General features: G+C 37.1%; 25 protein-coding genes. 10 read left to right on the top strand and 15 right to left on the bottom strand.

From position 1 onward, the window contains the following. Positions 1-77 precede the first annotated feature (77 nt). The 4 genes from panM to gpmM all read right to left on the bottom strand — a co-directional run bounded on the left by panM (position 78) and on the right by gpmM (position 4,317). A complete protein-coding gene (gene panM, locus E2R68_RS12045) occupies positions 78-503 on the bottom strand; it encodes an aspartate 1-decarboxylase autocleavage activator PanM (RefSeq protein WP_134277933.1) in 426 nt (141 codons plus the stop codon). 18 nt (positions 504-521) lie between these two features. Beyond that, entirely contained in the window at positions 522-1,340 is an 819-nt protein-coding gene (locus E2R68_RS12040; protein WP_134277932.1) for a divergent polysaccharide deacetylase family protein, read from the bottom strand. Between the two features lies 1 nt (position 1,341). After that, on the bottom strand, positions 1,342-2,550 hold the full coding sequence (locus E2R68_RS12035) for a murein hydrolase activator EnvC family protein (RefSeq protein WP_134277931.1): 1,209 nt from the start codon (positions 2,548-2,550) through the stop codon (positions 1,342-1,344). A 237-nt stretch (positions 2,551-2,787) separates the two neighbouring features. After that, the gene (gene gpmM, locus E2R68_RS12030) at positions 2,788-4,317 is read right to left on the bottom strand and encodes a 2,3-bisphosphoglycerate-independent phosphoglycerate mutase (RefSeq protein ID WP_134277930.1); all 1,530 of its coding nucleotides are present in this window, start codon (positions 4,315-4,317) and stop codon (positions 2,788-2,790) included. A gap of 212 nt (positions 4,318-4,529) precedes the next feature. On the opposite strand from gpmM, the gene E2R68_RS12025 reads away from it, so the two are divergent. Genes E2R68_RS12025 through gpsA form a run of 4 tightly spaced genes read left to right on the top strand, consistent with a single transcriptional unit; the run spans position 4,530 to position 6,746 of the window. Beyond that, the gene (locus E2R68_RS12025) at positions 4,530-4,958 is read left to right on the top strand and encodes a rhodanese-like domain-containing protein (protein ID WP_134277929.1); all 429 of its coding nucleotides are present in this window, start codon (positions 4,530-4,532) and stop codon (positions 4,956-4,958) included. Positions 4,959-4,960: 2 nt separating this feature from the next. Then, the gene (gene grxC, locus E2R68_RS12020; RefSeq protein WP_134277928.1) at positions 4,961-5,209 is read left to right on the top strand and encodes a glutaredoxin 3; all 249 of its coding nucleotides are present in this window, start codon (positions 4,961-4,963) and stop codon (positions 5,207-5,209) included. A 48-nt stretch (positions 5,210-5,257) separates the two neighbouring features. Beyond that, entirely contained in the window at positions 5,258-5,713 is a 456-nt protein-coding gene (gene secB, locus E2R68_RS12015) for a protein-export chaperone SecB (RefSeq protein ID WP_134277927.1), read from the top strand. 28 nt (positions 5,714-5,741) lie between these two features. Further along, positions 5,742-6,746: an NAD(P)H-dependent glycerol-3-phosphate dehydrogenase gene (gene gpsA / locus E2R68_RS12010; RefSeq protein ID WP_134277926.1), complete on the top strand. Its 1,005-nt coding sequence runs from the start codon at positions 5,742-5,744 to the stop codon at positions 6,744-6,746. Between the two features lie 233 nt (positions 6,747-6,979). On the opposite strand, the gene asd is transcribed toward gpsA, so the two are convergent. Both asd and nadE read right to left on the bottom strand, forming a co-directional pair. Beyond that, entirely contained in the window at positions 6,980-8,092 is a 1,113-nt protein-coding gene (asd, locus tag E2R68_RS12005) for an aspartate-semialdehyde dehydrogenase (RefSeq protein ID WP_134277925.1), read from the bottom strand. A 212-nt stretch (positions 8,093-8,304) separates the two neighbouring features. Further along, positions 8,305-9,135 carry an NAD(+) synthase gene (gene nadE / locus E2R68_RS12000; protein ID WP_134277924.1) on the bottom strand — a complete coding sequence of 277 codons (831 nt, stop codon included), beginning with the start codon at positions 9,133-9,135 and terminating at the stop codon, positions 8,305-8,307. A 220-nt stretch (positions 9,136-9,355) separates the two neighbouring features. Here nadE and glmU point away from each other — a divergent pair, with 220 nt between their 5' ends. Then, positions 9,356-10,714 carry a bifunctional UDP-N-acetylglucosamine diphosphorylase/glucosamine-1-phosphate N-acetyltransferase GlmU gene (gene glmU / locus E2R68_RS11995; RefSeq protein WP_134277923.1) on the top strand — a complete coding sequence of 453 codons (1,359 nt, stop codon included), beginning with the start codon at positions 9,356-9,358 and terminating at the stop codon, positions 10,712-10,714. A 164-nt stretch (positions 10,715-10,878) separates the two neighbouring features. On the opposite strand, the gene E2R68_RS11990 is transcribed toward glmU, so the two are convergent. Beyond that, positions 10,879-12,606, bottom strand: a complete 1,728-nt coding sequence (locus E2R68_RS11990; protein WP_134277922.1) for a DEAD/DEAH box helicase — start codon at positions 12,604-12,606, stop codon at positions 10,879-10,881. Positions 12,607-13,010: 404 nt separating this feature from the next. Between E2R68_RS11990 and yjeH the strand changes: the two genes are divergently transcribed. Then, entirely contained in the window at positions 13,011-14,285 is a 1,275-nt protein-coding gene (yjeH, locus tag E2R68_RS11985; RefSeq protein ID WP_134277921.1) for an L-methionine/branched-chain amino acid transporter, read from the top strand. Between the two features lie 13 nt (positions 14,286-14,298). Here the strand turns inward: yjeH and nfuA are convergent, their stop codons facing one another. Together nfuA and E2R68_RS11975 are read right to left on the bottom strand one after the other, a co-directional pair. Beyond that, positions 14,299-14,880, bottom strand: a complete 582-nt coding sequence (gene nfuA / locus E2R68_RS11980) for a Fe-S biogenesis protein NfuA (protein ID WP_134277920.1) — start codon at positions 14,878-14,880, stop codon at positions 14,299-14,301. 153 nt (positions 14,881-15,033) lie between these two features. Next, positions 15,034-15,777: a ComF family protein gene (locus E2R68_RS11975; RefSeq protein WP_243834677.1), complete on the bottom strand. Its 744-nt coding sequence runs from the start codon at positions 15,775-15,777 to the stop codon at positions 15,034-15,036. A gap of 30 nt (positions 15,778-15,807) precedes the next feature. Here E2R68_RS11975 and bioH point away from each other — a divergent pair, with 30 nt between their 5' ends. Continuing rightward, positions 15,808-16,587, top strand: a complete 780-nt coding sequence (gene bioH / locus E2R68_RS11970) for a pimeloyl-ACP methyl ester esterase BioH (RefSeq protein ID WP_243834676.1) — start codon at positions 15,808-15,810, stop codon at positions 16,585-16,587. Between the two features lie 86 nt (positions 16,588-16,673). Here the strand turns inward: bioH and pstB are convergent, their stop codons facing one another. The 6 genes from pstB to E2R68_RS11940 form a co-directional block, all read right to left on the bottom strand. Further along, entirely contained in the window at positions 16,674-17,423 is a 750-nt protein-coding gene (pstB, locus tag E2R68_RS11965; protein ID WP_134277919.1) for a phosphate ABC transporter ATP-binding protein PstB, read from the bottom strand. Positions 17,424-17,435: 12 nt separating this feature from the next. Further along, positions 17,436-18,281: a phosphate ABC transporter permease PstA gene (gene pstA, locus E2R68_RS11960; protein ID WP_134277918.1), complete on the bottom strand. Its 846-nt coding sequence runs from the start codon at positions 18,279-18,281 to the stop codon at positions 17,436-17,438. Then, positions 18,281-19,174, bottom strand: a complete 894-nt coding sequence (gene pstC / locus E2R68_RS11955) for a phosphate ABC transporter permease subunit PstC (protein WP_243834675.1) — start codon at positions 19,172-19,174, stop codon at positions 18,281-18,283. The genes pstA and pstC overlap by 1 nt, the downstream gene beginning before the upstream one ends. 77 nt (positions 19,175-19,251) lie before the next feature. After that, positions 19,252-20,064: a phosphate ABC transporter substrate-binding protein gene (locus E2R68_RS11950; RefSeq protein ID WP_134277916.1), complete on the bottom strand. Its 813-nt coding sequence runs from the start codon at positions 20,062-20,064 to the stop codon at positions 19,252-19,254. Between the two features lie 333 nt (positions 20,065-20,397). Further along, positions 20,398-20,988 carry a peptidylprolyl isomerase gene (gene slyD / locus E2R68_RS11945; protein WP_134277915.1) on the bottom strand — a complete coding sequence of 197 codons (591 nt, stop codon included), beginning with the start codon at positions 20,986-20,988 and terminating at the stop codon, positions 20,398-20,400. Between the two features lie 12 nt (positions 20,989-21,000). Next, entirely contained in the window at positions 21,001-21,225 is a 225-nt protein-coding gene (locus E2R68_RS11940) for a YheV family putative zinc ribbon protein (protein WP_134277914.1), read from the bottom strand. A 136-nt stretch (positions 21,226-21,361) separates the two neighbouring features. Between E2R68_RS11940 and E2R68_RS11935 the strand changes: the two genes are divergently transcribed. The 3 genes from E2R68_RS11935 to E2R68_RS11925 all read left to right on the top strand — a co-directional run bounded on the left by E2R68_RS11935 (position 21,362) and on the right by E2R68_RS11925 (position 25,065). Beyond that, positions 21,362-23,275: an ABC transporter ATP-binding protein gene (locus tag E2R68_RS11935; RefSeq protein ID WP_134277913.1), complete on the top strand. Its 1,914-nt coding sequence runs from the start codon at positions 21,362-21,364 to the stop codon at positions 23,273-23,275. A gap of 236 nt (positions 23,276-23,511) precedes the next feature. Further along, positions 23,512-23,799 carry a pyrimidine/purine nucleoside phosphorylase gene (ppnP, locus tag E2R68_RS11930; RefSeq protein ID WP_134277912.1) on the top strand — a complete coding sequence of 96 codons (288 nt, stop codon included), beginning with the start codon at positions 23,512-23,514 and terminating at the stop codon, positions 23,797-23,799. 225 nt (positions 23,800-24,024) lie between these two features. Continuing rightward, a complete protein-coding gene (locus E2R68_RS11925) occupies positions 24,025-25,065 on the top strand; it encodes a polysaccharide lyase family 7 protein (protein ID WP_134277911.1) in 1,041 nt (346 codons plus the stop codon). Positions 25,066-25,556: the final 491 nt, after the last annotated feature.

Raw genomic sequence — 25,556 nt, 5'->3', positions numbered from 1 at the left:
TTTATATCGATATAAAAACCACACTCCATGCAAATGAAGTGTGGTTTTTTTATGTCTTTAATTGTCGGGAATTAAAGTTAAATAGCTTTGCTTGCTATTGTATCCTTGATGATATAACCGCTATTCATCAAAAAGGCTTGAGTACTTAAATACTCATCTTTTGCGACTTCTTGTAAATTATATTGAATTTGCTCGATCCCTTCAGCATGTAATGTGCTTTCGATCTGTTTTAGTAAGTTTTTACCAACCCCACGACGTCGAGTAATGTCCCGAATACATAACTGTGACAATGTTGCTTGAGTTGCTTTTGTTTGTACTTTCACTGCGCCGATATGACGTTCATTAAACATAGTGACATACAAACGAGTAGAATCTTGCTCAAGTAGTTGTTGTATTGCTTGTTGAGTTAATGAATCTTCAACTAGGTAATTTAGATAGATCTTTTGTAGGTCTATAACAAGTTGTGTTGATAAGGTATTAGCAATAAAAACGGATAATCGCATACAGTACTCACTCTTATTTTATTGAAGTTGTGTGGTGGTTTGCTCTGCAGGAGTTAATAGTGTTTGTTGATATTCTACTCTTTTCTCTTGCAATGCTGTTCGTTGTTTTTCAGAAATTAACTGGCTAACAGTAACTAGTTGATAAGTGTTATCGGTCAGGCTAAAATGATCTGTTAGATATTGTAATGTTTCAGGGTAGGGATGTGCAATAACAATGGTATAAGGATATTTCTTGCTATGTTGGATAGCTAACTGAAATTGTTTATCCATTGCTTCTTGTGTGCGTATATTATCTAAGAATATATGTCTTCTTAATGCTGGAAGTCCGGCTGTTGTTGCACTACTTTCTGCAATCGTCTTAGCGGTCGTTCGACTGTCAATAAAGAAAAGTCCTTGTTGAGATAATAACTCCATTGTCCAGCGCATAGGGGCAACCTCTTCTGTTAATTGGCTTCCCATATGGTTATTAACACCAATAGCATGCGGGATTGCTATTAAGGCATTGTTCAACGTTTTAGTAAAAGTCTGTTTTGTCATTTCCTGTGTTAATGCGCCGGCACCTAATAAATTATTATGTGAATGGGCTTGCATAGGGATGTGTAATAATACTTCTCGTTTTTGTTGATAAGCTGAATTGGCGATATTTTTCGCAAAAGGAGTAAAAGGTAAAATCGCTAAGGTGATTGGTTGTGGTAATGTTAGGAATGCTTGGTCATGTCGATTATTACCAATATCATCAATAATAATCGTTATTTTGCCTACCGTTGTTGCATGACTCACTGAGCAAGCAAATAAGTAGGCAAAAATGAAGATAAGCTTGGAAATTATATTTTGCACTTTATCTTCTTCTTGGTGCTAACCAATTTAAAGGGTCTTGTGCTTTTCCTTTGTGGCTTAACTCAAAATATAAGCTGTTCTTATCTTGTCCACCACTGTGTCCTGCTAATGCGATTGCATCACCTTCGAAAACAACATCACCTGTTTTTTGTAGTAGTGTTTGATTATAACCATAAAGAGTAATGTAATTATCACTGTGATCGAGTGCGATCACCATACCATAACCTTTGAAATAACCTGCGAATAAAACGCGTCCTGTAGCAACCGCGCGGACTTTTTCACCTTCATTGGCTGCAATCGCAATACCTTTCCATTTTACTTGGCTACTACGAGAACTGCCAAAAGTATGCAGAACTTTACCTTGAATAGGCCACTTCAGCTTATTTTTGTTCTTCGCAAATCGGGAATGTGTTTGGCTTTCTGTTCTAATTTTAAATTTATTAGCGGCTTGTTTTTTAGCTGCTGCTAGCTCTCGCTCTTGACGGGCTTCTGCTGCTTTTTTTAGTTGCGCATTTAGTGCTTTTTCTGATTGACTAAGCTCTGCTAATTTTGCTGTCTGATAATTGATATCTTGGTTTAACTCTTTTAATGCTTTATCACGTTTGGCCTTTTGGGCATTTACTGTCGCTTGTGTTTGTTTTTGATCTTCATACATCACTTCTAATGCAGCGAGCGCAGAAGCTTGCTCTTTTTCATTATTATCTAGTTCTTGCTGAGTATTATGTAATGTTTCAATGCTTTCTAAACGCGCTTTATTAAGGTAGTGATAATAGCTTTTAGCACGAACCACTTTACTTAGATCTTCTTGATTTAAAATCAGTTTAATAAGGTCATTTTGACCAGCCATATAGGCACTGATTAATTGTTGCTGTAACAAAGCCTGTTGCTTGGTTTTATCTTCTTTCAGCTGCGTTGTCTTTTTCTGTAATTTAATTAATGAGGCGCGTTTTTCATCAATTGTTTTTTTAGTTTCAGTAACTTGTAGTGAGGCTTTAGCAATGGCTTGATCACTTTGTGCTAATTCTTGTTCCAGCAATTTTTGTTGTTGCTCTTTTTGCGCTTTGGTTTGTTTACTTTGTTCGATTTGACGATGTAATTTATTAAGATCAGCCGCTGATGCTTGGCCATGGAAGATAATAAGGGTTAATAAAGAAAGACAGGCTAATTGACCTAAGCCTAGTAGCTTCTTTGAATGGATTTTTTTGAACATCACTGTAATTATCGGCCTTATGAACTTAATAATATAATTGATAAATTTATCAATTTGCTATGTTACCAATAATTTTTTTAGAAGTTGAGTAAAAAAACGATTACTGAGGTGTAGATTTTATTTTATTGAATAAAAAGAGATATTAGTGTGATTAAGTCAAACTTTCACGTTGGCTAATCTGCTTTCAGGAAGATAACTATCAGACGCTACTTAATAAAGCGCCTGATAATCCATGCATTACTTAAGCGTAATTAATGGTGTGCCCGTCATTTCTTCTGGTACTTCCATATCCATTAACGTTAGCATTGTTGGTGCTAAATCGCATAAGCGACCACCGTCAGCAATCGTTGCTTCACGGCCAACATAGATAAGCGGTACTGGTAGGTTAGTATGAGCTGTGTGTACTTCACCTGTATCAGGATCAATCATTTGCTCTGCATTACCATGGTCAGCTGTGATTAAACATTCGCCGCTTACTTCTTTAACTGCTGTGATGATTTCACCAATACAGCTATCAACTGCTTCACAAGCTTTTACTGCTGCTTCATAAACACCAGTGTGACCTACCATGTCACCATTTGGATAGTTACAAATGATCACATCGTATTCAGCACTCTTAATTGCACTAACTAATTTTTCAGTTAATTCAACAGAGCTCATTTCTGGTTGCATATCGTATGTTGCAACAGCAGGTGAGTTGATTAAAGTACGATGTTCACCTGGGAATTCATCTTCAACACCACCATTAAAGAAGAAAGTTACATGTGCGTATTTTTCAGTTTCAGAAATACGTAATTGTGTTTTTTCATTCTTAGCTAACCATTCACCTAAAGTGTGTGTTAAATCTTCACTTGGGTAGGCTGCTGGTGCTTTAATTGCAGCAGCATATTCAGTTAGTGTTACAAAATGAATTTTAGGAGTTACTGCGCGTTCAAAACCAGTAAATTCTTGGTCCGCAAAAGTATGCGCTAATTCACGCGCTCGGTCAGCACGGAAGTTTAAGAATAATACTGCATCACCATCAACGATAGGAGCCGCTTCACCAATCACAGTTGCTTTTACAAACTCATCATTTTCATCACGAGCGTAAGCATCTTCAAGGCCTTGTAATGCACTGTCAGCAGTGTGTTCTGCTTTTGCTTGTGTTAATAAGTTATAAGCTTGCTCAACACGATCCCAACGATTATCACGATCCATTGCAAAGTAACGACCGATAAGAGAAACAGTACGACCTACGCCCACTTCTTTATATTTATCTTCAAATCGAGCTAAAGGTCCTTTTGCACTTCGTGGCGGTGTATCACGGCCATCTAAGAATGCATGTACGAATACTTTTTTTGCACCACGTCTTGCTGCTAATTCAATAGCTGCCACAATGTGATCATCATGAGAATGAACACCACCTGGTGAAGCTAACCCCATAATATGAACGGCTTTATCTGCTGCGACTGCTTTATCTACCGCTGCTACAAAATTAGCATTTTCGTAGAAATCACCATCAGCAATAGATTTAGTTACTTTAGTTAAGTTTTGGTAAACCGTACGTCCTGCACCAATATTAGTATGACCTACTTCTGAGTTACCCATTTGACCATCAGGTAAACCTACGTCCATACCTGAAGCTGAAATTAGAGAATTAGCATAATCTTTACATAGTTGGTCTAAAACAGGTGTTTTAGCATTTGATACTGCGTTATCTGGCATGTCTGGGCGGTAGCCCCAGCCATCTAAAATTAATAAAACTAATGGTTTCTTAGGAGTTGTCATATCAAACCTCTGTAATGTTTAAAATTATTTAGCACGGATTTTACTACATTTGTGCTACTTGTCACTGAAAAAGCCTAGTATGAGATCAAAGCAAGCTAAAATAGCGAAGAAAAAGGCGTTTTCATTTATTAATCTAAATCTCGAGGCTGATATTCTGTTTTCCAAAGGGTATACTCTGGCTCAAATTATCCCTCACAAAGAAGAAACTAGTTATGCAAGAGTATATTGATTTTATTTCTAACAACCCTATGTTATCCATCGCGTGGGTAGCTATTGCCGGAATGTTAATCCATACCACAATTAAAAGTAAATTGAGTAATGTCACAGATGTTGATCCGCAAGGTGCAACAATGTTGATGAATAAACAAGATGCAATCGTGGTTGATCTTCGTTCTGCAGAAGAGTTTAAAAAAGGACATATTGTTAACGCTAAAAATATAACTGTGTCACAGATTGAACAAGGAAAATTATCTGCTATTGAAAATCATAAGCAGACCCCCATTATAGTTGTATGTGCATCAGGAACTCGTTCTGCCGGTGCTGGAGAGAAACTTGTTAAAGCGGGTTTTGAGCAAGTAAATAACTTGTATTCTGGTATGAGCGGTTGGACTGCTGCTAACTTACCAACAACTAAGAAATAATTATGACAACTATAACAATCTACACAACTTCTTATTGCCCATATTGTGTTCGTGCAAAACAATTATTGGACAACAAACAAGTAGCATATCAAGAGATTGATGTATCTGATCGTTCGTTACGTTCTAAAATGACTGAGTTAACAGGTGGAACAACAGTGCCACAAATTGTCATTAATGGACAAGCAACCGGCGGTTGTGATGAGTTATACGCACTAGAGCGTGCAGGTGAACTTGATAAGCTTTTAAGCTAATTTAAATTATTTAAAAAATCATTATTTTTAAGAACTTAAGGAAAGAACATGTCAGAACAACAGCAAGTAGAATTTAATATCCAACGTATTTATGTAAAAGATATCTCTTTTGAATGCCCAAATTCACCTGAGATCTTTAAGAAAGAGTGGACTCCAGAAGTCACAATGGATATCGATACAAAATCTAATAAATTAGAAGAAAATGTATACGAAATTACTCTTTCACTTACTGCAACTGCAAAAGTTGACGGTGATGTTGCTTTCTTATGTGAAGTACAACAAGCTGGTATTTTCTCTGTTCCACAGCTTGAAGGTGCACAATTAGCGCATTGTTTAAATGCATTCTGCCCAAATATCTTATTCCCGTATGCACGTGAAGCAGTATCAAACTTAGTAACTCGCGGTACTTTCCCACAGTTAAACTTAGCGCCAGTTAACTTTGATGCTTTATTCCAACAAGCAATGGAAACTAAGCAAGCTGAAGCAGAAAAACTAAATTCTTAATTAAGTCTTTACTTAAATAGGTGATCTAATGGCTGAACAAATTGCCATTACAGTAATAGGAGCAGGGTCTTACGGCACTGCTCTTGCTGTATCTTTGGCTCGTAATGGATATAATACGTTACTTTGGGGTCATGAACTTGACCATATAGAACGGTTGCAAGCAGAGCGTGAAAACAAAGAATTCTTACCCGGTGTTGCTTTTCCTGAACGTCTTCAAGCTGAAAATGATTTAGCTAAGTGCCTTGCCTCAACAGATACTATTTTACTCGTGATACCTAGCCATGTTTTTGGTTTGGTACTCTCTCAAGTTAAACCTTTTTTACGTCCAGAGCATCGTATCGCATGGGCTACAAAAGGCTTAGAAGCTAAAACTGGACGTTTATTGCAAGAGGTTGCTGTAGATATTGTCGGAGATAATTATCCTCTTGCAGTATTATCGGGACCTACTTTTGCAATGGAAGTAGCGAAAGGTTTACCGACTGCTGTTGCAATCGCTGGATCTAATACTGATTTTATCCAGGATCTTGCTGAACTTTTTCATAATGAAAGTAATTTCAGAACGTATATTTCGGAAGATTTCACTGCTGTTCAATTAGGTGGCGCAGTTAAAAATGTTATTGCTATTGGAGCAGGCCTTGCTGATGGTTTAGGTTTTGGTGCAAATGCTCGTACCGCTCTGATCACTCGAGGTTTAGCTGAATTAACTCGTTTGGGCGTTGCATTAGGTGCAAGCGAATCTTCTTTTATGGGGATGGCTGGTTTAGGTGACTTAGTGTTAACTTGTACAGATAATCAGTCTCGTAATCGTCGCTTTGGTTTAGCATTAGGTAAAGGCAAAGGGATTGATGAAGCGCAGGTTGAAATTGGTCAGGTTGTCGAAGGTTACCGCAATACTGAAGAAGTATATAACTTAGCACGTCGAGTTAATATTGAAATGCCAATCTGTGAACAAATTTATTATGTACTCTACCAAGGCAAAGCAGTGCAAGAAGCTGCTATGGATTTATTAGCACGTAGTAAAAAAGGCGAGTAAACATTACTTCTACTTTATGCTTTAAAAACCTCTTCGGAGGTTTTTTTGATTTAGGGTGAGAGTAATAGCAATACATTAAATAAGAGCTCTAAAGTTTGCGCAGAAAAAATGACTTAGTTTAACAAGTAAAATCGATCTGTTAATTAGTGTAATTTCTATAAATTATAGATACAAAAAAAGGCCTCATCAGAGGCCTTTTTATTAACAAGATTTATTATTAAAAAATTTTGTAATTAAGCTTCTTGTAATATATTCAGCATACGACGTAATGGCTCAGCTGCACCCCATAGAAGTTGATCGCCTACAGTAAATGCACTGATGTATTCAGGACCCATTGCTAGTTTACGAATACGGCCTACTGGAATACTCAGTGTACCTGTTACTTTTGCAGGAGAAAGTTCTGATACAGTAACTTCACGCTCATTTGGAATAACTTTAACCCACTCATTATGTGATGCTAAGATCTTCTCAATTTCAGCAACTGATACATCTTTTTTCAATTTCATTGTGATTGCTTGGCTATGACAACGCATTGCACCAATTCGGACGCATAAACCATCAATAGGTGTTTGCTTGTCGCTAGTACCTAAAATCTTGTTCGCCTCAACTTGTGCTTTCCACTCTTCTTTTGATTGACCAGAAGGCATTGGCACATCAATCCATGGGATCAAACTGCCTGCTAACGGAGCACCAAATTGTTCTGTTGGTAATGCATCACTGCGAATAAATTCAGCTACTTTTTTATCTAGTTCTAAAATAGCTGATGCAGGATCCGCTAACTCAGCAGCTACTGATGATTCAATTGCACCCATTTGGCTGATTAATTCACGCATATTACGTGCGCCTGCACCTGAAGCTGCTTGATAAGTATGTGGAGAAACCCATTCAATTAAATCTGCTTCAAATAGACCACCTAATGCTAATAGCATTAGTGAAACAGTACAGTTACCGCCAACATATGTTTTTACACCATCAGCTAAACCTTGCTGAATAACATCTTTATTTACAGGGTCTAATACGATAATGCTGTCATCTTTCATGCGTAATGAAGATGCGGCATCAATCCAGTAACCATCCCAACCGCTAGCACGTAACGCAGGATAAACAGAGTTTGTGTAATCACCACCTTGACAGGTAATGATGATATCCATTTTTGATAATTCTTCAATTGAAGAGGCATCTTTTAAGGTTTCGGTTGGCTTGCCAACCTCTGGTGAAGGTAGACCAACTTGTGAGGTGGTGAAAAATACTGGCTCAATCGTTGCAAAATCATTCTCTTCACGCATTCTTTGCATAAGAACAGAACCAACCATACCGCGCCAACCAACTAAACCCACTTTTTTCATGGTCTACATTTCCTTAAAATTTATAGTTAAATAGAGTTCGATTAATTATTAATCGAGCAGATAATTTACCATTAGAAACCTTATTAAGGCTAGTGATTTGATGATTTGCTGAAAAAAAAGTGCATAAATTTACCATAATGGCTTAATTTCTATTAAGCCATTAGATAAGGAAACTATTCATATACAACTGAGAACGTTGAATACTAAGGTGTTTAGTCGTAAATAGTTGGGATAGGTTGGCGCTTATGTTGAGTTCGTAAATAGATGGCAATTAATTTTTCTTCTATCTCTGGAGCAACAGATTTTCCTTCTAAGAAATCATCTATTTGGTCATAAGTCATACCTAATGCAACTTCATCTTCTAGCTGAGGCTTATTTTCTTCTAAATCTGCTGTTGGCGCTTTTTCAACTAGTAAGCTAGGTGCACCTAGGTGCTTTGCAAGTGATCTTACTTGGCGTTTGTTTAGACCAAATAGAGGGGCTAAGTCGCAAGCGCCATCCCCATGTTTTGTGTAAAAACCGGTAATGTTTTCTGCACTGTGATCGGTTCCAACAACTAAACCTCCCGTTAATCCGGCTATTTCATATTGCGCAATCATTCGCATACGCGCTTTAACATTGCCCTTAACAAAATCTAGGTTAGTCTCTTCAGAATAATGAATACTGCTATTTTTTACTGCATCTAAAGTACTTTGATGAATACCATCAGCGCCAGCTTGAATATTTACTGCCACGCTGTGTGAAGGTTGAATGAAACTTAACGCAAGTTGTGCTTCATCTTCATCTTTTTGTACTGCATAAGGTAAACGCACAGCAATAAATTGGTAATCGTTTGTTTGTGTTGATTGGTTAAGTTGTTCAACAGCTAACTGGCATAGACGACCGGCAGTACTTGAGTCGACACCACCACTAATACCTAATACTAAAGTTTTAGTATGAGATTGTTGTAATGTCTGTTTAATAAAGTTGATACGTTGTTGAATTTCTGTTTCGATATCAATGCTTGGTAGCACATGCATTTCAGCTAAAATTTGCTCTTTCATTGAACATCCCATTAATTTTTTTATTGAGTAGAATAAGATCTATTATGGTAATTTTTTCTATTGAATCATAGTGTTTCCATTAAGCTATTTATTATTCACACTCTGTGAAGATATTCCATTTATTTTTTTAAATAAAAAGTTAGTTAATATTGCTTTGTGATTCGCTATCGCCGGTAATTCAGTTAAAATAATATTTTTCTGATTTTCTGGAGTTTTATTTATGTCACTTAGTGTTGTTATTCTCGCTGCCGGCAAAGGCACCCGCATGTGTTCTCGTTTACCAAAAGTGTTACATAAAATTGCAGACAAACCCATGGTGCAGCATGTTATTGACACCGTAAAAGGGATTGGCTCTGAAAACATTCATTTAATTTATGGGCATGGTGGCGACATCATGCAAAAGAATATTTCTGACCCTTGTTTAAATTGGATAGAACAAACTGAACAATTGGGGACAGGGCATGCAATGCAAATTGCACAACCTCATTTCCAAGCAGAAGAAAAAATATTAATGGTCTATGGTGATGTGCCTTTATTATCAGCGACTACATTACAAAAATTAATTGCAGTGCAACCGCAAGGTGGGATTGGACTATTAACAATTAAATTAGATGATCCAACTGGTTACGGTCGTATCGAACGTGCTGGTGGTGATGTTATTGGTATTGTTGAACAAAAAGATGCCAACCCAACTCAACTTGCCATTCAAGAAGTGAATACTGGTATTTTAGTGGCGAATGCAAGTGACTTAAGTCGTTGGTTGCCAGCTCTATCTAACGATAATGCCGCGGGTGAATATTACATCACTGATATTATTAAAATGGCTCATTTAGAAGGCTGTTCAATTGAAACTGTTCAACCTGAGCATGCTTTTGAAGTTGAAGGTGTTAATAACCGCTTACAACTTGCTAATTTAGAGCGAGCATATCAACGTCAAAAAGCTAATGACCTATTGTTAAGTGGAGTTATGTTGCGTGACCCAAGTCGTTTTGATTTACGTGGTGAATTAACTTGTGGCCAAGATGTTGATATTGATATTAACGTTATTATTGAAGGTAAAGTGACCTTAGGTTATGGCGTAAAAATAGGTGCAGGCTGTATTCTAAAAAACTGTGATATCGCTGATAACACTGAAATAAAAGCAAATTCTATTATCGAAGGTGCAAGTATAGGAGAGGCTTCATCAATTGGTCCTTTTGCTCGCATTCGTCCTGGTACTGTACTTAAAGAAGATGTACATATCGGTAATTTTGTAGAAGTGAAAAAATCAACACTAGGAAATGGCACTAAATGTGGGCATTTAAGTTATATCGGCGATAGTGTGATTGGACAACGTGTAAATGTAGGTGCAGGTGTGATCACTTGTAACTATGATGGTGCAAATAAGCATTTAACAACAATTGGTGACGATGTGTTTGTTGGTAGTGATTGTCAACTTGTGGCTCCCGTTACTATTGGTAATGGTGCGACAACGGCAGCAGGAACAACAATTGTTAATGATGTCCCTGAAAATGCACTAACGGTTGCACGAACTAAGCAACGTCATGTTGAAGGTTGGAAGCGTCCAATTAAAAAATAATATTTGTTATTAAATGTAACTCTTTTAAAGGTCGTTGATATTTGTCATCGGCCTTTTTTATTGCGAATAATAAAAATATTAGCAGAGGAAGTTTAGCGAGTTAATTTTCTTACAGGCACAAAAAAGGAGGCGCTAGCCTCCTTGATATAAAGTCTTATTTAAACTTAGACTTTTTTAAGGTTTAACGGACGTTTACATACTTGCACACCTCTAAGATGCGCTAATGTGTTTTCCGGCATACCTTTTGGTAATTCAATTGTTGAGTGATCGTCATTTAAACGGATATCACCAATGAAACGGCTGTTGATGTTTGCTTCGTTTGCAATAGCACCTACGATATTTTTAACCTGTACACCATGCTCACGACCAACATCTAAGCGGAACATTTCAAGTTCAACGTCAGTAGGACGTCCGCGACCACGTGGTTTATCTTCGTTGCGAGAACGATCATTACGGTCAGGACGATCTCCGCGAGAGCGATCGTTACGATCACGACGAGGGCGATCACCACGAGCAAAATCACGATCATTGCTACGAGGCTCTACAAATTTTTCTTCAACTGGCTGTAATGGTTTTTCTTTTTGTGCCAAGAATAATAATGCTGCAGCAAGATCGGTATCATCAATCTCAGAATTATTAACCATTTGCTCAAATAAAGTACGGAAGAATGTTAAATCTTCACTTTCACATGTTGAGAAGATTTGTTTTTGGAAGTTATCAATACGTGTTTGAGTTACTTCATCACGTGTTGGTAAGTCCATAATAGTAATTGGTTGACGAGTAGCACGTTCAATTGCTTGTAATAAACGACGTTCACGTGGTGCTGCAAATAAAATTGCTTTACCAGTACGGCCAGCACGACCTGTACGACCGATACGGTGAACATAAGATTCAGTATCAGTTGGGATGTCGTAGTTTACTACTAAGCTAATACGCTCAACGTCTAGACCACGAGCAGCAACGTCGGTTGCTACTAAAATATCTAAGCCACCAGACTTAAGGCGTGCAATGGTACGTTCACGTGTTTGTTGGTTCATATCACCATTTAGTGCAGCACTGCGGTAACCACGAGCTTCTAAACGTTCTGCTAATTCAACGGTTGCTGTTTTAGTACGAGCAAAGATGATCACGCCATCAAACTCTTCAGTTTCTAACATACGTGTTAATGCATCTAACTTGTTAACACCACGTACGATCCAACATTTTTGTTCAATGTTTGAAACAGTAGATGTTTTAGCTTTGATTTTAACTTCTGTCGGGTTGTTCATGTAACGCTTAGTAATGCGCTTGATTTGATCAGGCATTGTTGCTGAGAAAAGCGCAGTTTGGTGCTTCTCAGGCATCTCTTTCATGATTGTTTCAACATCATCAATGAAACCCATACGTAACATTTCATCAGCTTCATCAAGTACTAATGTTTGTAGGTTTGATAAATCTAATGTTTTACGTTTTAAGTGGTCCATGATACGACCAGGCGTACCAACAACTACTTGTGGTCCACGAGCTAGTTGTTTGAATTGAATGTTGTAGCTTTGTCCACCGTAAATTGGCATAACGTGGAAACCACGCATGTGGCGAGAATAAGATTGAAATGCTTCAGCTACTTGGATTGCTAATTCACGAGTTGGTGCTAATACCAATACTTGTGGATGATTTTTACTGACATCAATATTTGCTAATAAAGGAAGAGCAAAAGCACCCGTTTTACCTGTACCCGTTTGTGCAAGACCTAATACATCTTCACCTTTTAATAGGTGCGGTATTGTTTGTGCTTGGATAGGAGATGGTGTTTCGTAACCCATTTCTGAAACAACTTGTACAAGTGCTTCTGGTAAGTTTAATTCTTTAAAAGTTGGTCCTGCTTTTTCTACTTGGTTTTCTGACTCTGACATAGTGGCCTCATGAGTTTATAAAATACTGTACGTTGCTCGAACGCACGTTAAATTCAGCCTATTCCTACATCAGTTCAACAAGTTAAATGCTAATTGAACCATTTCCATTAATTTTTCGCGGAATCAACCGCGTAGTAGGTTTACTCTGAATATTTTGCTTCGCTTTAGATGGATCCGTGTGCGAGGGAGGCGCATTCTACTTTATTTGTTTATAAAATGCTCGCATTATTTGACAAACTGCACGTTTTTTATAAATGAAGTGTTATACAAGGCTAGAATTTCAATAAGTGGCTTGTGATTTCTCTATTTCAATGGTTGCTTTGCTTTTTCTGTGAAGATGCTTTATTTCACTACTGAGTTAATTGAAAACAAGTGGTAGACTGCGTGCAAATTAAGGAGAGTTTGTGACGTTGAAAACACATAAAATATCAGTACCTCAGGGTGTCGGCATCTTGGTTTCTGCATTATTGGGTTCGGGGGTTTTTATTATTCCTGCCATTGCCGCTCAAATCTCGGGCAGTTGGTCGTTATTAGCTTGGGCAATAATGGGGATATTAATCGTGCCTATTGTGTTTACCTTTGCGCAATTAGGAAAGTTTTATCCCAATGCAGGTGGCACAGCTTATTTTGTACAACAAGCATTTGGAGAACGTAGTGCTCGATTAGTTAGCTGGATGTTTATTTGGGTTGTTGCTCTAGGATCTCCTGTGATCACGATGACGGCTGCGAATTTTTTACAAAATGCATTAATATATTGGCATTTTATTAGTCCTCAAATGGATCTTCGACTCGAAATCTCAATCGTTATTTTATTGTTCTTATTAATGATTAATTTGTTAGGGTTAAAAACGGCTGCCATTATTCAATCCTTACTTAGTCTTGTTATTGTAAGTACTTTATTATTTGCCTCTATTGATAGTCAGTTGAGTTATCCTGTTGAATTACCTGATACCGCATTCAATATTAGCCATATTGCTTTAAGCGCAACTTTCATTCTTTGGTGTTTTCTAGGCATTGAAGCGATCACGCATATTGCAGATGATTTTAAACATCCTGAACGAGATTTTCCGCTGACCATTTTTATTGGCATTACCATCACTTTAATTGTTTATGGAGTGATTAGTGTTAGCTTATTACAAATGGGGTTTTATGGTGGGCAAGAAAATAACCTAAATTCAGTGGTACATTTGGTTGAGTCTAGTTTAGGAAATAAAGGTTATTTGTTAGTTAACTTAGTGGGCTTCTGTACTTGTTTTATTTCTATTAGTCTTTATTTTGTTGGCTTCTCTCGTTTGTTACAAAGTATGGCTCAACAGCAGCAAATCTATAGAAATTTTCAACATACTAATAAGCATAATGTGGCTTATCTAGGGCTCTCTTTGGCCATTTTATTGTGTTTCATTGTGTTGTTAATTACCCATATGATTCATTTACCTATAGATACTTTAATTGCTAATGCGAATGGTTTGTTTATTTTGATCTATTTAGCTGCTGCAATTGCAGGCGTTAAATTGCTTAAGGGTAAAGGTAAATGGATTGCAGGCTTTGCTAGTTTGACATGCTTTATTTTGTTTTTAGCATTAGGTCGAGAGATGATTTTTGCGTTGCTATTAGTATTAGGTTTAGCTGGTTATTATGCGGTTATCTATCAAGCAAATAACCGCATCAAATTAGACTAACTCTTTATAGACATTATTTGTAGAAAGAGTGATCGCCGCTAGCGTGTTCAGTTACGTCACGTACTGCATTTAGCTCGCCAGAGAACTCTTCAAGTAATTCTTTTTCAATGCCTTCTTTTAGCGTTAAATCTACTTGTGAACAACCATTGCAGCCGCCACCAAATTCAATGATGGCAACGTTGTCATCAGTAATTTCAATTAGCTTAATAAAACCACCATGGCTTGCTAGCTGTGGATTTATTTGTGTTTGGATTACATATTCAACACGTTCAATTAATGGTGCATCGTCTTTTACGCGGCGCATTTTGGCATTAGGTGCTTTTAATGTTAATTGAGTGCCTGCTTCTTCTTCAACAAGATCAACAAAAGCATCTTCTAAGAAAGGTAGGCTAATCTCATCAATTAATGCGTCAAAGCCATCAAGTTTTAAACGTGTATCGCTACTTTCAACAGCTTCTGGTGGACAATATGAAACACCACATTCCGCTTTTGGTGTACCCGGGTTGATTACAAACACGCGGATGTTAGTGCCTTCTTTTTGTGGCGCTAGTAGTTTTGCAAAGTGTGCTTGTGCAACTGGTGTAATTTCGATCATGTTAAACCTTTATGCTTGAGTAATTTACTTGGGTATTATAGCGAGAATTGAACGCAATAATAAAGCAAAGAGTGATATTGCAGTAAATAATAAAATAAAGATGCTTATATAAGCAATCAATCACCTCAAAATGTTGGTTATTGAACGGTAATATTATTGCAATTCAGTGCGGCAAATACACCAGACATCAACCCGTTTAACTTTCGCTGCTAATAAACATTGGCATAAACTGTTAATTGTTGCGCCTGTTGTTACAACATCATCAAGCAATACAATATATTTTCCTGCTAATGCAGCTTTGTCTTCTGCACTTAATGAAAAAGCATTGTTTAGATTAAAGGCTCGTTGCTGGCGAGACAACCCTTCTTGAGCTTGAGTAAACTTATTTCGTATTATCGTTTTTTGTGCGATTTTAACGGGAAGGTTTTGAGTCAGTGCATTACTAATAAGTTGTGTTTGATTAAAACCTCGTGTTCTTTGTTTTTTTGCATGCAAGGGCACAGGAATAAGGTAATCAATAATTTGTAATTGTTGTTGGTTATAACGTTGTTTAAGGGAATCAGCTAATAATAAGCCTAATAGGTCTGCCACTAATAATTGATTGTTATACTTTAGTTGTTTGATTAATTCAGGAAAGGGCGATTGGTAACTCGCAACAGCATGTAATTGTTGAAAATCAAAATGATGTTGTAAGCATTCTCCACAAAAATCTTGTGATGCAGTTAGCCCACATCCGCAGTGCAAACAATAAGTTCTCTCTGTTAATATGGCGTCATGACAAAATGAACAAATCAGTGACTGCTTACTTGCTAGGTTACACAGCAAACAGTGGCTTGGTAAACAAGCTTCAAGTAGTCTTTGACTATGTTGGTAGATATTACGTAAAAAGTGTTGCAAATAAACAGCCTATAGAGAGATGAAGTTATAGTGAGTATAGAACAGCAAAATAATGAGCAAGTTGATTATCAAGTGCTTGGTGAAGGCCGTGATCTTGTTTTAGTTCATGGCTGGGGAGTTAATAGTGCCATTTGGAGTATTGTTGCAGAACAATTAAGTCAAGATTATCGAGTGCATTTAGTTGATTTACCGGGTTATGGGGAACAACCTGATGTTGATCATTACTCTTTGGCAAATATTAGCAACACTATTTTACAAAAATTACCGGAACACGCTATTTGGTGTGGTTGGTCCTTAGGTGGTTTAGTTGCTACTTACGTTGCTGCTCATTTTCCTGAACGAGTGGATAAACTTATCCAAGTATGTACTTCAATGAAATTTGTTGAACAGGAGCAGTGGCGGGGTGTTAAAAAAGAGGTGTTTGATGCTTTTAAAGTTGGGGTAAGCAAGCAATCTAAAAAAACATTAACTCGATTTTTCTCATTGCAAGCAATGGGAAGTGACACAGTTAAATCTGATATTATGACCATTAAATCATTATTAACTGGTCAACCTTTACCTACTTCAACAGCATTACTTTCTGGATTAGATTTATTAAATGATGTTGATTTACGAAATGACTTTGAACAATTATCTATGCCTTGTTTAAGCTTATTTGGTGAGCATGATAGCTTAGTGCCTATCACAAACTTACAGGCGGTAATGTTGTTGTCTCCATCTAAGAAAAAAGTGGTTTTTGAATGCTCATCACACGCGCCATTTATTAGTGAAAGTGAATGTTTTATAGAAGTGTTGAAACGTTTTATCTAGATCTTATTTTTACTAGAGTGGCTGTTTTCTGAAGTAAGCAGATATAAATTTCCCCCTAAAAATATGTTTTTAGGGGGAAGGTAAGGTTAACCAAATTCGCCGCTAACGTAACCTTGAGTGCGTGTATCGATTGGATTGTTAAATATCTGGTCAGTTTCACCATGCTCAACCAATTCACCCATCCAGAAGAATGCTGTTTTATCTGCAATTCGTTTTGCTTGATTCATTGAATGCGTCACAATCACTATGGTGAATTTTTTACGTAATTCATCCATCAACTCTTCAATTTTATGCGTCGCAATCGGATCTAATGCACTAGTAGGTTCATCCATTAAAATAACTTCAGGCTCCATTGCAATCGCTCGAGCAATGCATAAACGTTGTTGTTGACCTCCTGACAAGCCAAATGCGTCACTGTCCAAACGGTCTTTTACTTCATCCCATAATGCAGCACTGCGAAGAGACTCTTCTACAACAGCTTTAATCTCTTCGGTACTTTTAACTCCTTGCGCTTTTAATCCAAAAGCAACATTTTCGAAGATGCTCATAGGAAAAGGGTTAGCTTTTTGAAATACCATTCCCACGCGTTTACGCAATGCCTTAACATCACTTTGCTGATAAATATCTTCACCATCAAAATGGACATCACCGGTTATTTTTACGTTCTCAACTAAATCGTTCATACGGTTTAAGGTACGTAATAAGGTTGATTTACCGCAACCTGAAGGCCCAATTAATGCCGTTACTTTACGATTAGGGATATTTAATGAAATATCTTTTAATGCATGGTTTTCACCATAAAACAGATCTAGGTTATTTATTGTAAGTTTGTTCATGTTGTTCTGCCTTTAATGGGATACTTTGTTGTAACGGTTAGTAATGATCTTAGTTGCTAGGTTTAAAGCAAGTACAAGGACAATCAATATTGTTGCCGTTGCATAAGCTTGATCCCATTCGGATTGTGTAAATAATTCTTGAGTTAGTTTGTATAAATGTACTGTCAGCGTTCGACCGGATTCTAAAACTGATTCAGGAATTTGTGTCACCATACCTGCAGTTAAAAATACCGGTGCAGATTCACCAATCACACGCCCAATACTTAAAATAATTGAAGTAATAATACCCGGCATTGCACTTGGTAATATTAAACGCCAAATGGTATATATTTTTGTAGCTCCTAATGCATAGCCGCCTTCTCTATAACTGATTGGTACAGCCATTAATGCTTCTTCAGTGGTACGAATGATCACGGGTAAAATAAGCATAGATAGTGTTAGAGAGCCCGCTAAAATAGAGAAGCCTAACCCTAAAGTTGTCACGAAGAAAGTCATACCAAATAAGCCATAAACAATAGATGGAATACCTGCTAGTGACTCTGTACAAAAACGGATAACTTTAACTATTTTACTACCTGGTTTTGCATACTCGGTTAAGTAAATCGCAGTCATAATTCCAATAGGAGCGGCAATGGATAGTGACAGTCCAACCATATAAACGGTAGACACAATCATTGCCCAGATACCTGATGCTTCACCAATACGAGTATAAGCACCAGTGATAAACTCCCAGCTAACGTGGCTTAAACCATTACTTAAAATATGCCACATTACCCATAGTAAAAATAGTATTGTGATTGACGCTGATGCCCAGATGGCACCTAGTAACACTTTGTCTTGTTGTGTTCTGTTTAACATTAGTGTGATCTCTTGTGATTAAGGTATAACAAGCTAGCGTTTAACAGCACAATAAATACTAATAAAACAATACCTGTTGAATACAGTGCACTTGCATGAATGCCGGTTGCGTATGACATTTCCATGGCAATATTAGCTGTTAGTGTACGAGCCGGTTCAAGTAGAGAGCCAGGCATCGCAGGTGCGTTACCCATTACCATGATAATGGCCATCGTTTCACCAATTGCGCGGGCAACCCCTAGTGAAATACCTGTATAAATACCACTGCGTGCTGCAGGAATAAGTACTCTAAAAATACTGTAAATATGTGAAGCACCGAGTGCTAGTGCTGCTTCTTTATAAGTGCTTGGTAGTGCACGTAAAGATGTTTCTGAAATTGTAATAACTGTTGGCAAGATCATGATTGCAAGTACGATTATGCCTGCCAATATTGTGTTACCTGCCGGAATGTGAAATAGCACTTCTATCATTGGTACTATGATAACTAAACCAAAGAAACCATAAACAACAGAAGGAATACCTGCTAACAACTCTACAGCGGGACGAACTAAGTTTGCTAACCACTTAGGGGCTAATTCAGCTAAAAATACTGCAGTTAAAATTGCAATAGGTACACCGATAATAACAGCACCAAGTGTTGATATTAAAGAGGCTACGATCATTGGTGCAATACCAAAGAGCGCTGGAGGTAACCATTCTCGACCAAATATTATTTCACTAATACCTGCTTGTTGAAAAGCGGGTAAACCTTCATGAAATACGAACCAAGCAATGGTAGCAACTGATAGTACTCCAACCATTGCGCACCCTAAAAATAACAGGTGAAAAACTGTCTCTATCCAGTCGCGTTTTTTTGTTGCTTTTTCTGGCAACTTTAATGTGTTGGTTGTCATTGCACTATCCATCACTACCTCAATACTCTTAAAAAAATGAGTGGTTAGTCATTAGTTAATGACTAACCACAAACTGCTTAGTTAACGCGGATATAACCTTGTGCTTCAACAATTTTTTGACCATCTTCAGAAAGAATGTAATCAATAAATTTATTTGCTGCCGGATCAACATCTTCTTTAATTAAAAGAACGAATGGGCGTGCAATTGAGTAATCACCTGAAGCGATAGTTTTAGATGAAGGAGCTGCGCCATCAACACTGACTGCTTTTAATGAATCGTCAACAGAGCCTAGTGAAATGTAACCAATCGCATAAGGATTGTTTGCAACAATCGTTTTAACCATTCCGTTACCGTTACCTACTTGTGCAGATGATGTAATTGCAGATACTTTCATGCCATTAACTTCACGCTTTAATTTCATGATGTCTTCAAATGCACCACGAGTACCAGAAGCTGCATCACGTGTTACTACAACGATAGGGCGATTTTCACCACCAACTTCATTCCAGTTTTTTAGTTCACCACGGTAAATTTTTGCTATTTGCTCTTTACTTAAATTGCTCACTGCGTTTTTATTGTTAATCGTTACAGCGATACCGTCACGAGCAATAACTATTTCTTTAGTATCAGCAGTGACTTCACTATCTTTTACGTCACGAGATGACATACCAATCATACTAGTGCCATCTTTTGCTGCTCGAATACCTGCAGAAGAGCCTGTTCCTTGAACTTCAACTGTTTGATTTGTTAGTTGTTGGTATGTTTCACCAAGTACTTCCATTACATTGGTAACCGATGTCGAACCTGAAACGGTAATTGCTGTATTTGCTTGTGTTAAAGGGCTTGCCATCAAACCCAATGCAGCTACTAAACCAATAACTTTTTTCATCTTATATCTCACTTTATATTCTTATAAAATTATGTGTACTTCTTAAGAAGCGAGTGCATTTAAACAAGCAAGTGTGACAATTTGGTTACAGTGTTTGTTATTTGATTTTTTATTGATACTAAAGTGGCGTGAGTATCACAATGATTTTTACCGTTATTTGAATTGTTATTGCAATTCAAATATTGAGTGAAGTTTGCGGTAATTGCTATTGGTAGGGGTTTTGGGGCTTGCTGGATAAAAATAAACTGCATATTAATGCAGTTTATTTTATTATTTTAAATTGTAATTATTTGATGTTTTTACCATCAGTAAATCTAATGTTGTAGGTTACTTTTAGTGACAGCTGTCACAACAGCCTTCAGCTTTTTCTTCTTTTTTCTCTTCGTGCCCAGCACCACCACAACATGATTCACCTTCAGCATGTTTGCTTGAATCACCACCACAACAAGTGTGGCTTTCTGCTGAATGGATATGTCCATGTGCAATTTCTTCTGCTGTTGCAGGGCGAATTGCAACAACTTCACCAACAAATTGTAACGCCATACCTGCTAATGGATGGTTTGCATCAATGCTAACAGAATCTTCAGTCACAGCCGTTACTTCAACAGTACGTGGGCCTTGTTCTGTTTCTGCTTGAAATGCCATACCCACTTCAATTTCATCAACGCCTTCAAATAAAGAGCGTGGAACTTCTTGAACTAGTTCTTCTTGGAATGGGCCGTAAGCATCTTCAGCTTCTAATTTAACATCAAATTTATAACCTACTTCTTTGCCTTCTAACTCTTTTTCTAATCCAGGTACTAAGTATTGTGAACCTTGGATGTATTGTAGAGGGCTACCGTTTTCTGTGCTATCTAGTGCGTTACCATCAACTTCTGCAACACCGAAGTGAATTGAAACTGCTGAATTTTTTTCGATTTTCATTACTATCTCTCTTTATTCTTTATCATGCTCAGATGGATCAAAAACACCAATCATATGTTCAAATTGGCGAGTTGCCGATTTAGCCTGAGTCGGTGTTTGTGTCTGCGTATAACCACAGGCAACACAGGTTAAGGTTTCAACTGCATTTTCCAGTGTCAGAGCAATACTGTCAATAGTCTTGCATTGCGGGCATTCAGCCCCTGCAATAAAGCGTTTTTTGTTTTTGGATACTGGCATATAAAAAATCACAAATAATAAAAAGTACGTAATGATAAACAAATCGCTGTTCATTTACAGTAGCTATGGCTCAAGTTTGCAAAGTTCGTTATTATCTTGCTCTAATTTATCCCATCTATATTGAGATCCTGAAATTATGATTGTTGCAACTAATATTGAATTCATTCGTGGCGGAAAACCTTTACTTGAAAATGCCAGTGCGACAATTAATCCAAAACAAAAAGTAGGCTTGGTAGGAGCGAATGGCTGTGGTAAATCCAGTTTTTTTACTTTATTAAAACAAGATCATCAAGTTGATGCGGGTGACTTAACGATCCCTCATCATTGGCGATTAGCTAGTGTTGCACAGGAAACACCTGCTTTAGACACTAATGCATTACAGTATGTTATTGATGGTGACCGTTATTTTCGGGAGTTACAAGCTAAGCTCGCTCAAGCGGAAGCGGATGATAATGGAACTAAAATAGCCGAAATGCATATCCAACTTGATAATGCAGGTGGTTATACCATTGAATCAAGAGCGGCAGAATTGTTAGCCGGTCTGGGTTTTAGTGAACAAGCACAAGGGCGCCCAGTGAGTGACTTTTCTGGTGGTTGGCGTATGCGATTAAACTTAGCACAAGCATTGCTTTGTCCATCTGACCTTTTATTACTTGATGAACCAACCAATCACCTAGACTTAGATGCCGTTATTTGGCTTGAAAAATGGTTGCATCAATATCAAGGCACATTAATTCTTATTTCTCATGACCGAGACTTTATCGACAGTATTGTTGATAAGATAATTCATATTGAACAAAATAAATTATTTGAATATACAGGCAACTACACCAGTTTTGAGCGCCAACGAGCTGAAAAGTTAATGCAGCAACAATCTTCTTATGAAAAGCAGCAAGCTCAAATGGATCATATGCAAAGCTATATTGATCGTTTTCGTTATAAAGCCAATAAAGCCAAACAAGCGCAAAGCCGTATTAAAGCGCTGGAAAAAATGGAAACTTTATTACCTGCGCATGTTGATAATCAGTTTAGTTTTTCATTTAGAGAGCCTGAAGCGTTACCAATGCCTCTATTAACATTAGAAAAAGTGAGTGCAGGTTACGAAGATGTATTAATTCTTGATGAAATTAAATTAAACCTAGTACCAGGAAGTCGCATCGGTTTATTAGGCAGAAATGGCGCAGGTAAATCGACTTTAGTTAAGTTGTTGTCGAATCAACTTCAGCCTAAATCGGGTAAAATTGAAATTAATACTAATGCTAAAATAGGTTACTTTGCACAGCATCAATTAGAGTTTTTACATCTAGACGAAAGTCCTATGCAACATCTGTCACGTCTCGCGCCTGATGAAAAAGAACTTCCATTGCGTAATTTCTTAGGCAGTTTTGGTTTTCAAGGTGATAAAGCTTTTGATATCGTTGCTCCTTTTTCTGGTGGAGAGAAAGCCCGTTTGGTCTTAGCTTTATTAGTGTGGCAAAAACCTAACTTATTATTACTTGATGAACCAACCAATCACCTTGATTTAGAAATGCGTCATGCACTTACCGTAGCCCTTCAAGCATTTGAAGGAGCGATGGTCGTTGTTTCACATGATCGACATTTACTTCGTACCACAATCGATGACCTTTATTTAGTGCATGATAAAAAAGTAGAGCCGTTTTCTGGTGACTTAGATGATTATCATCAGTGGTTGTCAGATCAACAACGTATTGAGAAGCAATCAGATCAAACAACTGAAAAAACGGTGTCAGCAAGTGCCAATCGTAAAGACCAAAAAAGATTAGAAGCAGAGTTTCGTAAAAAATTAACTCCTTATAAAAAACAATTAACGGCTGCTGAGAAAAATATGGATAGTTACTCTGAACGTTTAACTACCATAGAAGAACAGTTAAGTGACAGTACGCTTTACGAGCAAGAAAATAAAAAAATGTTAACTGACTTATTAAAAGAGCAAGGCGAAGTGAAAGAAGCTCTCGAAGAAGCAGAAATGTTATGGATGGAGGCTCAGGAACAAATTGAGTTATTACAATCAGAATTTACAACCGAGTAAACAACCTAGTTATTAAGCAAACAATTAAGTACTTAGGAATAAAGTAGCTAATTATATATTTAGCGCTGATTTTTTTGGATAGTTATTTAATTAACTTCATCATTAACTTTATAGTTCTCGTAATAATGTAAAGCGGCGAATAAGCTAAATTAAAAATCGTGTAAGGTTGAGTTTTAAACCACGCTTCGACATAATCAGCTTCGGTTGTATCACTAGTAAATATAAAAGGAAGTAACATGAGTTTTGAAACAAATGAATATTTTGACGGAAATGTAACATCAATCGCATTCCAAAGTGAGACGTTACCGGCAACTGTTGGTGTTATGGAAGTGGGTGAATACACGTTTGATGCAGGTGCAAAAGAATATATGACTGTTGTTAGTGGAAACCTAACGATTCAATTTCCAGGTTATCCTGAATGGACTACATTCAATGCAGGTGAAACGTTTGAAGTGCCTGCAAATACAAGTTTTAATGTAAAAGTAACAGTACAAACTGCTTACCTTTGCCTTTACGAAAAATAATCATAATAGCTATACATAAGGGAGCTCTGGCTCCTTTTTAATTAATATTGAACTTCAATACATTAACCTTAAACATCTACCATTATTCTTTTTACCTCCTCATTAACAGCTCTATTGAAATTAGATGTGTATATAGTATTTTATTAGCCTGCCAATAAGATCACATATTCTCGGTAACTATTCTTATAGAATTTGCATACAAATTATAATAATAAAGGCACTTCAATGAAAAAAATCTATTTAAGCGTAATGGTTGCAGGCCTTCTTGCTGGTTGTGCAAGTAATGGTGAAGCACCAAAAGCAACAGCTGGGCAGCCCACAAAAAATACAATTGCATTAATGGCTAAGTTAGATCCAACAAAAGCACCGGCTCAAAACTTTGATTTGAGTAAATGGAAGCTGAACATTCCAATGGAAGATGATAAACCAGAGCGTGCTGGTAAAGTGATGGAAATTTATGTCCACGATTTAAGTAATCAAGAAAAACCATTTTCAAACCCTGACTGGTTCTATACCGATAAAGAAACAGGGGCAATGGTATTTAAAACGCCTAATAAAGCAATGACAACTCCAAATAGTAAAAATGCACGAAGTGAATTGCGTGCAATGTTAGCGACAGATTACGGTGATCCAAAAAATAACTTTACCATTGCATCTAATCCTGATGCTGCATCTTATGGAGCTGTTGGTGGTGAATTATCTGCAACGCTTTCTGTAGATTGGGTAAGTACAAGTGGCAACGATAAAAAGAACGGTGCATTTTCAACTGTAATTGGTCAAATCCATGGTTCAACCAATGAACCTTTAAAGATTGTTTATCGTAAATTACCTGGTCAAGAATATGGTTCTTTGTATTGGAGATATGAAATAAACGCGACAGGTGAGAATCGCTCTAAACGTAAAGATATCTATCATAACGTATTTGGTGCTTACAATTTACGCACAGGATCACCTGAACCAACTGATGGCATTAAATTAGGTGAAGTTTTTTCATATGATATAAATGTTAAAAATAGCGTTATGAACCTTACTTTTGTTAAAAATGTCGGTGAAGCAAATGAAGTAGTGAAAACATTCTCTGTCGATTTATCAAAAGGTAAATACCAAGGTAATGAATACGATGAAGGTTATGCAACTGACTGGATGTATTTCAAAGCAGGTAACTACAATCAATGTAATGTAGGCTCATCAGAATGTACTAATAAAGGTATTGCTGCAGGAGATTATGCTCAAGTCAGTTTTTATCAATTAGACTTGAAACAATAATTTTAACTATTTTGTTTAAGCCCTTCACCTAGGTGAGGGGATTTTTTGTTTTTAATGCACTTAGTATTTGAATCTAAGTTTGAATCCAAACTGTTATTTACTCTATTTTTAATAAGCATTATCAAGGTATTAATAAGGTGGAGTATTGTAAAAAGAAGTTTATTACCTAAACGTGCAGTAAGAAATCACAAAACCCCTTACCTTTTTGAATGAAATATATTCATATTGTTGCTTAATTAATCACTTGGTCATTAAATTTAAATAATTAACAATAAACGCTTGCCAATACTTTTGTGATCCCTATAATGCGCATCCACAGACACGGGACGGAACGCAAGTTACCCAGCGAGTTTGAGAATGATTTACAACGTATTAACGCTTCGAGGTTCGCTTCGAAATTAAGTTAAATTAAAACGTTGACATTGTTCGAAAGGCGCGTAATATACGCCGCCTAGCCGAAAGGCACGCTCTTTAACAATTTAATCAAACAA

The organism is Psychromonas algarum (assembly GCF_004376845.1).
Classification (GTDB): Bacteria; Pseudomonadota; Gammaproteobacteria; order Enterobacterales; family Psychromonadaceae; genus Psychromonas.
The sequence above is the reverse complement of the archived record's forward strand: the minus strand, read 5'-3'. Positions and strand labels throughout refer to the sequence as shown.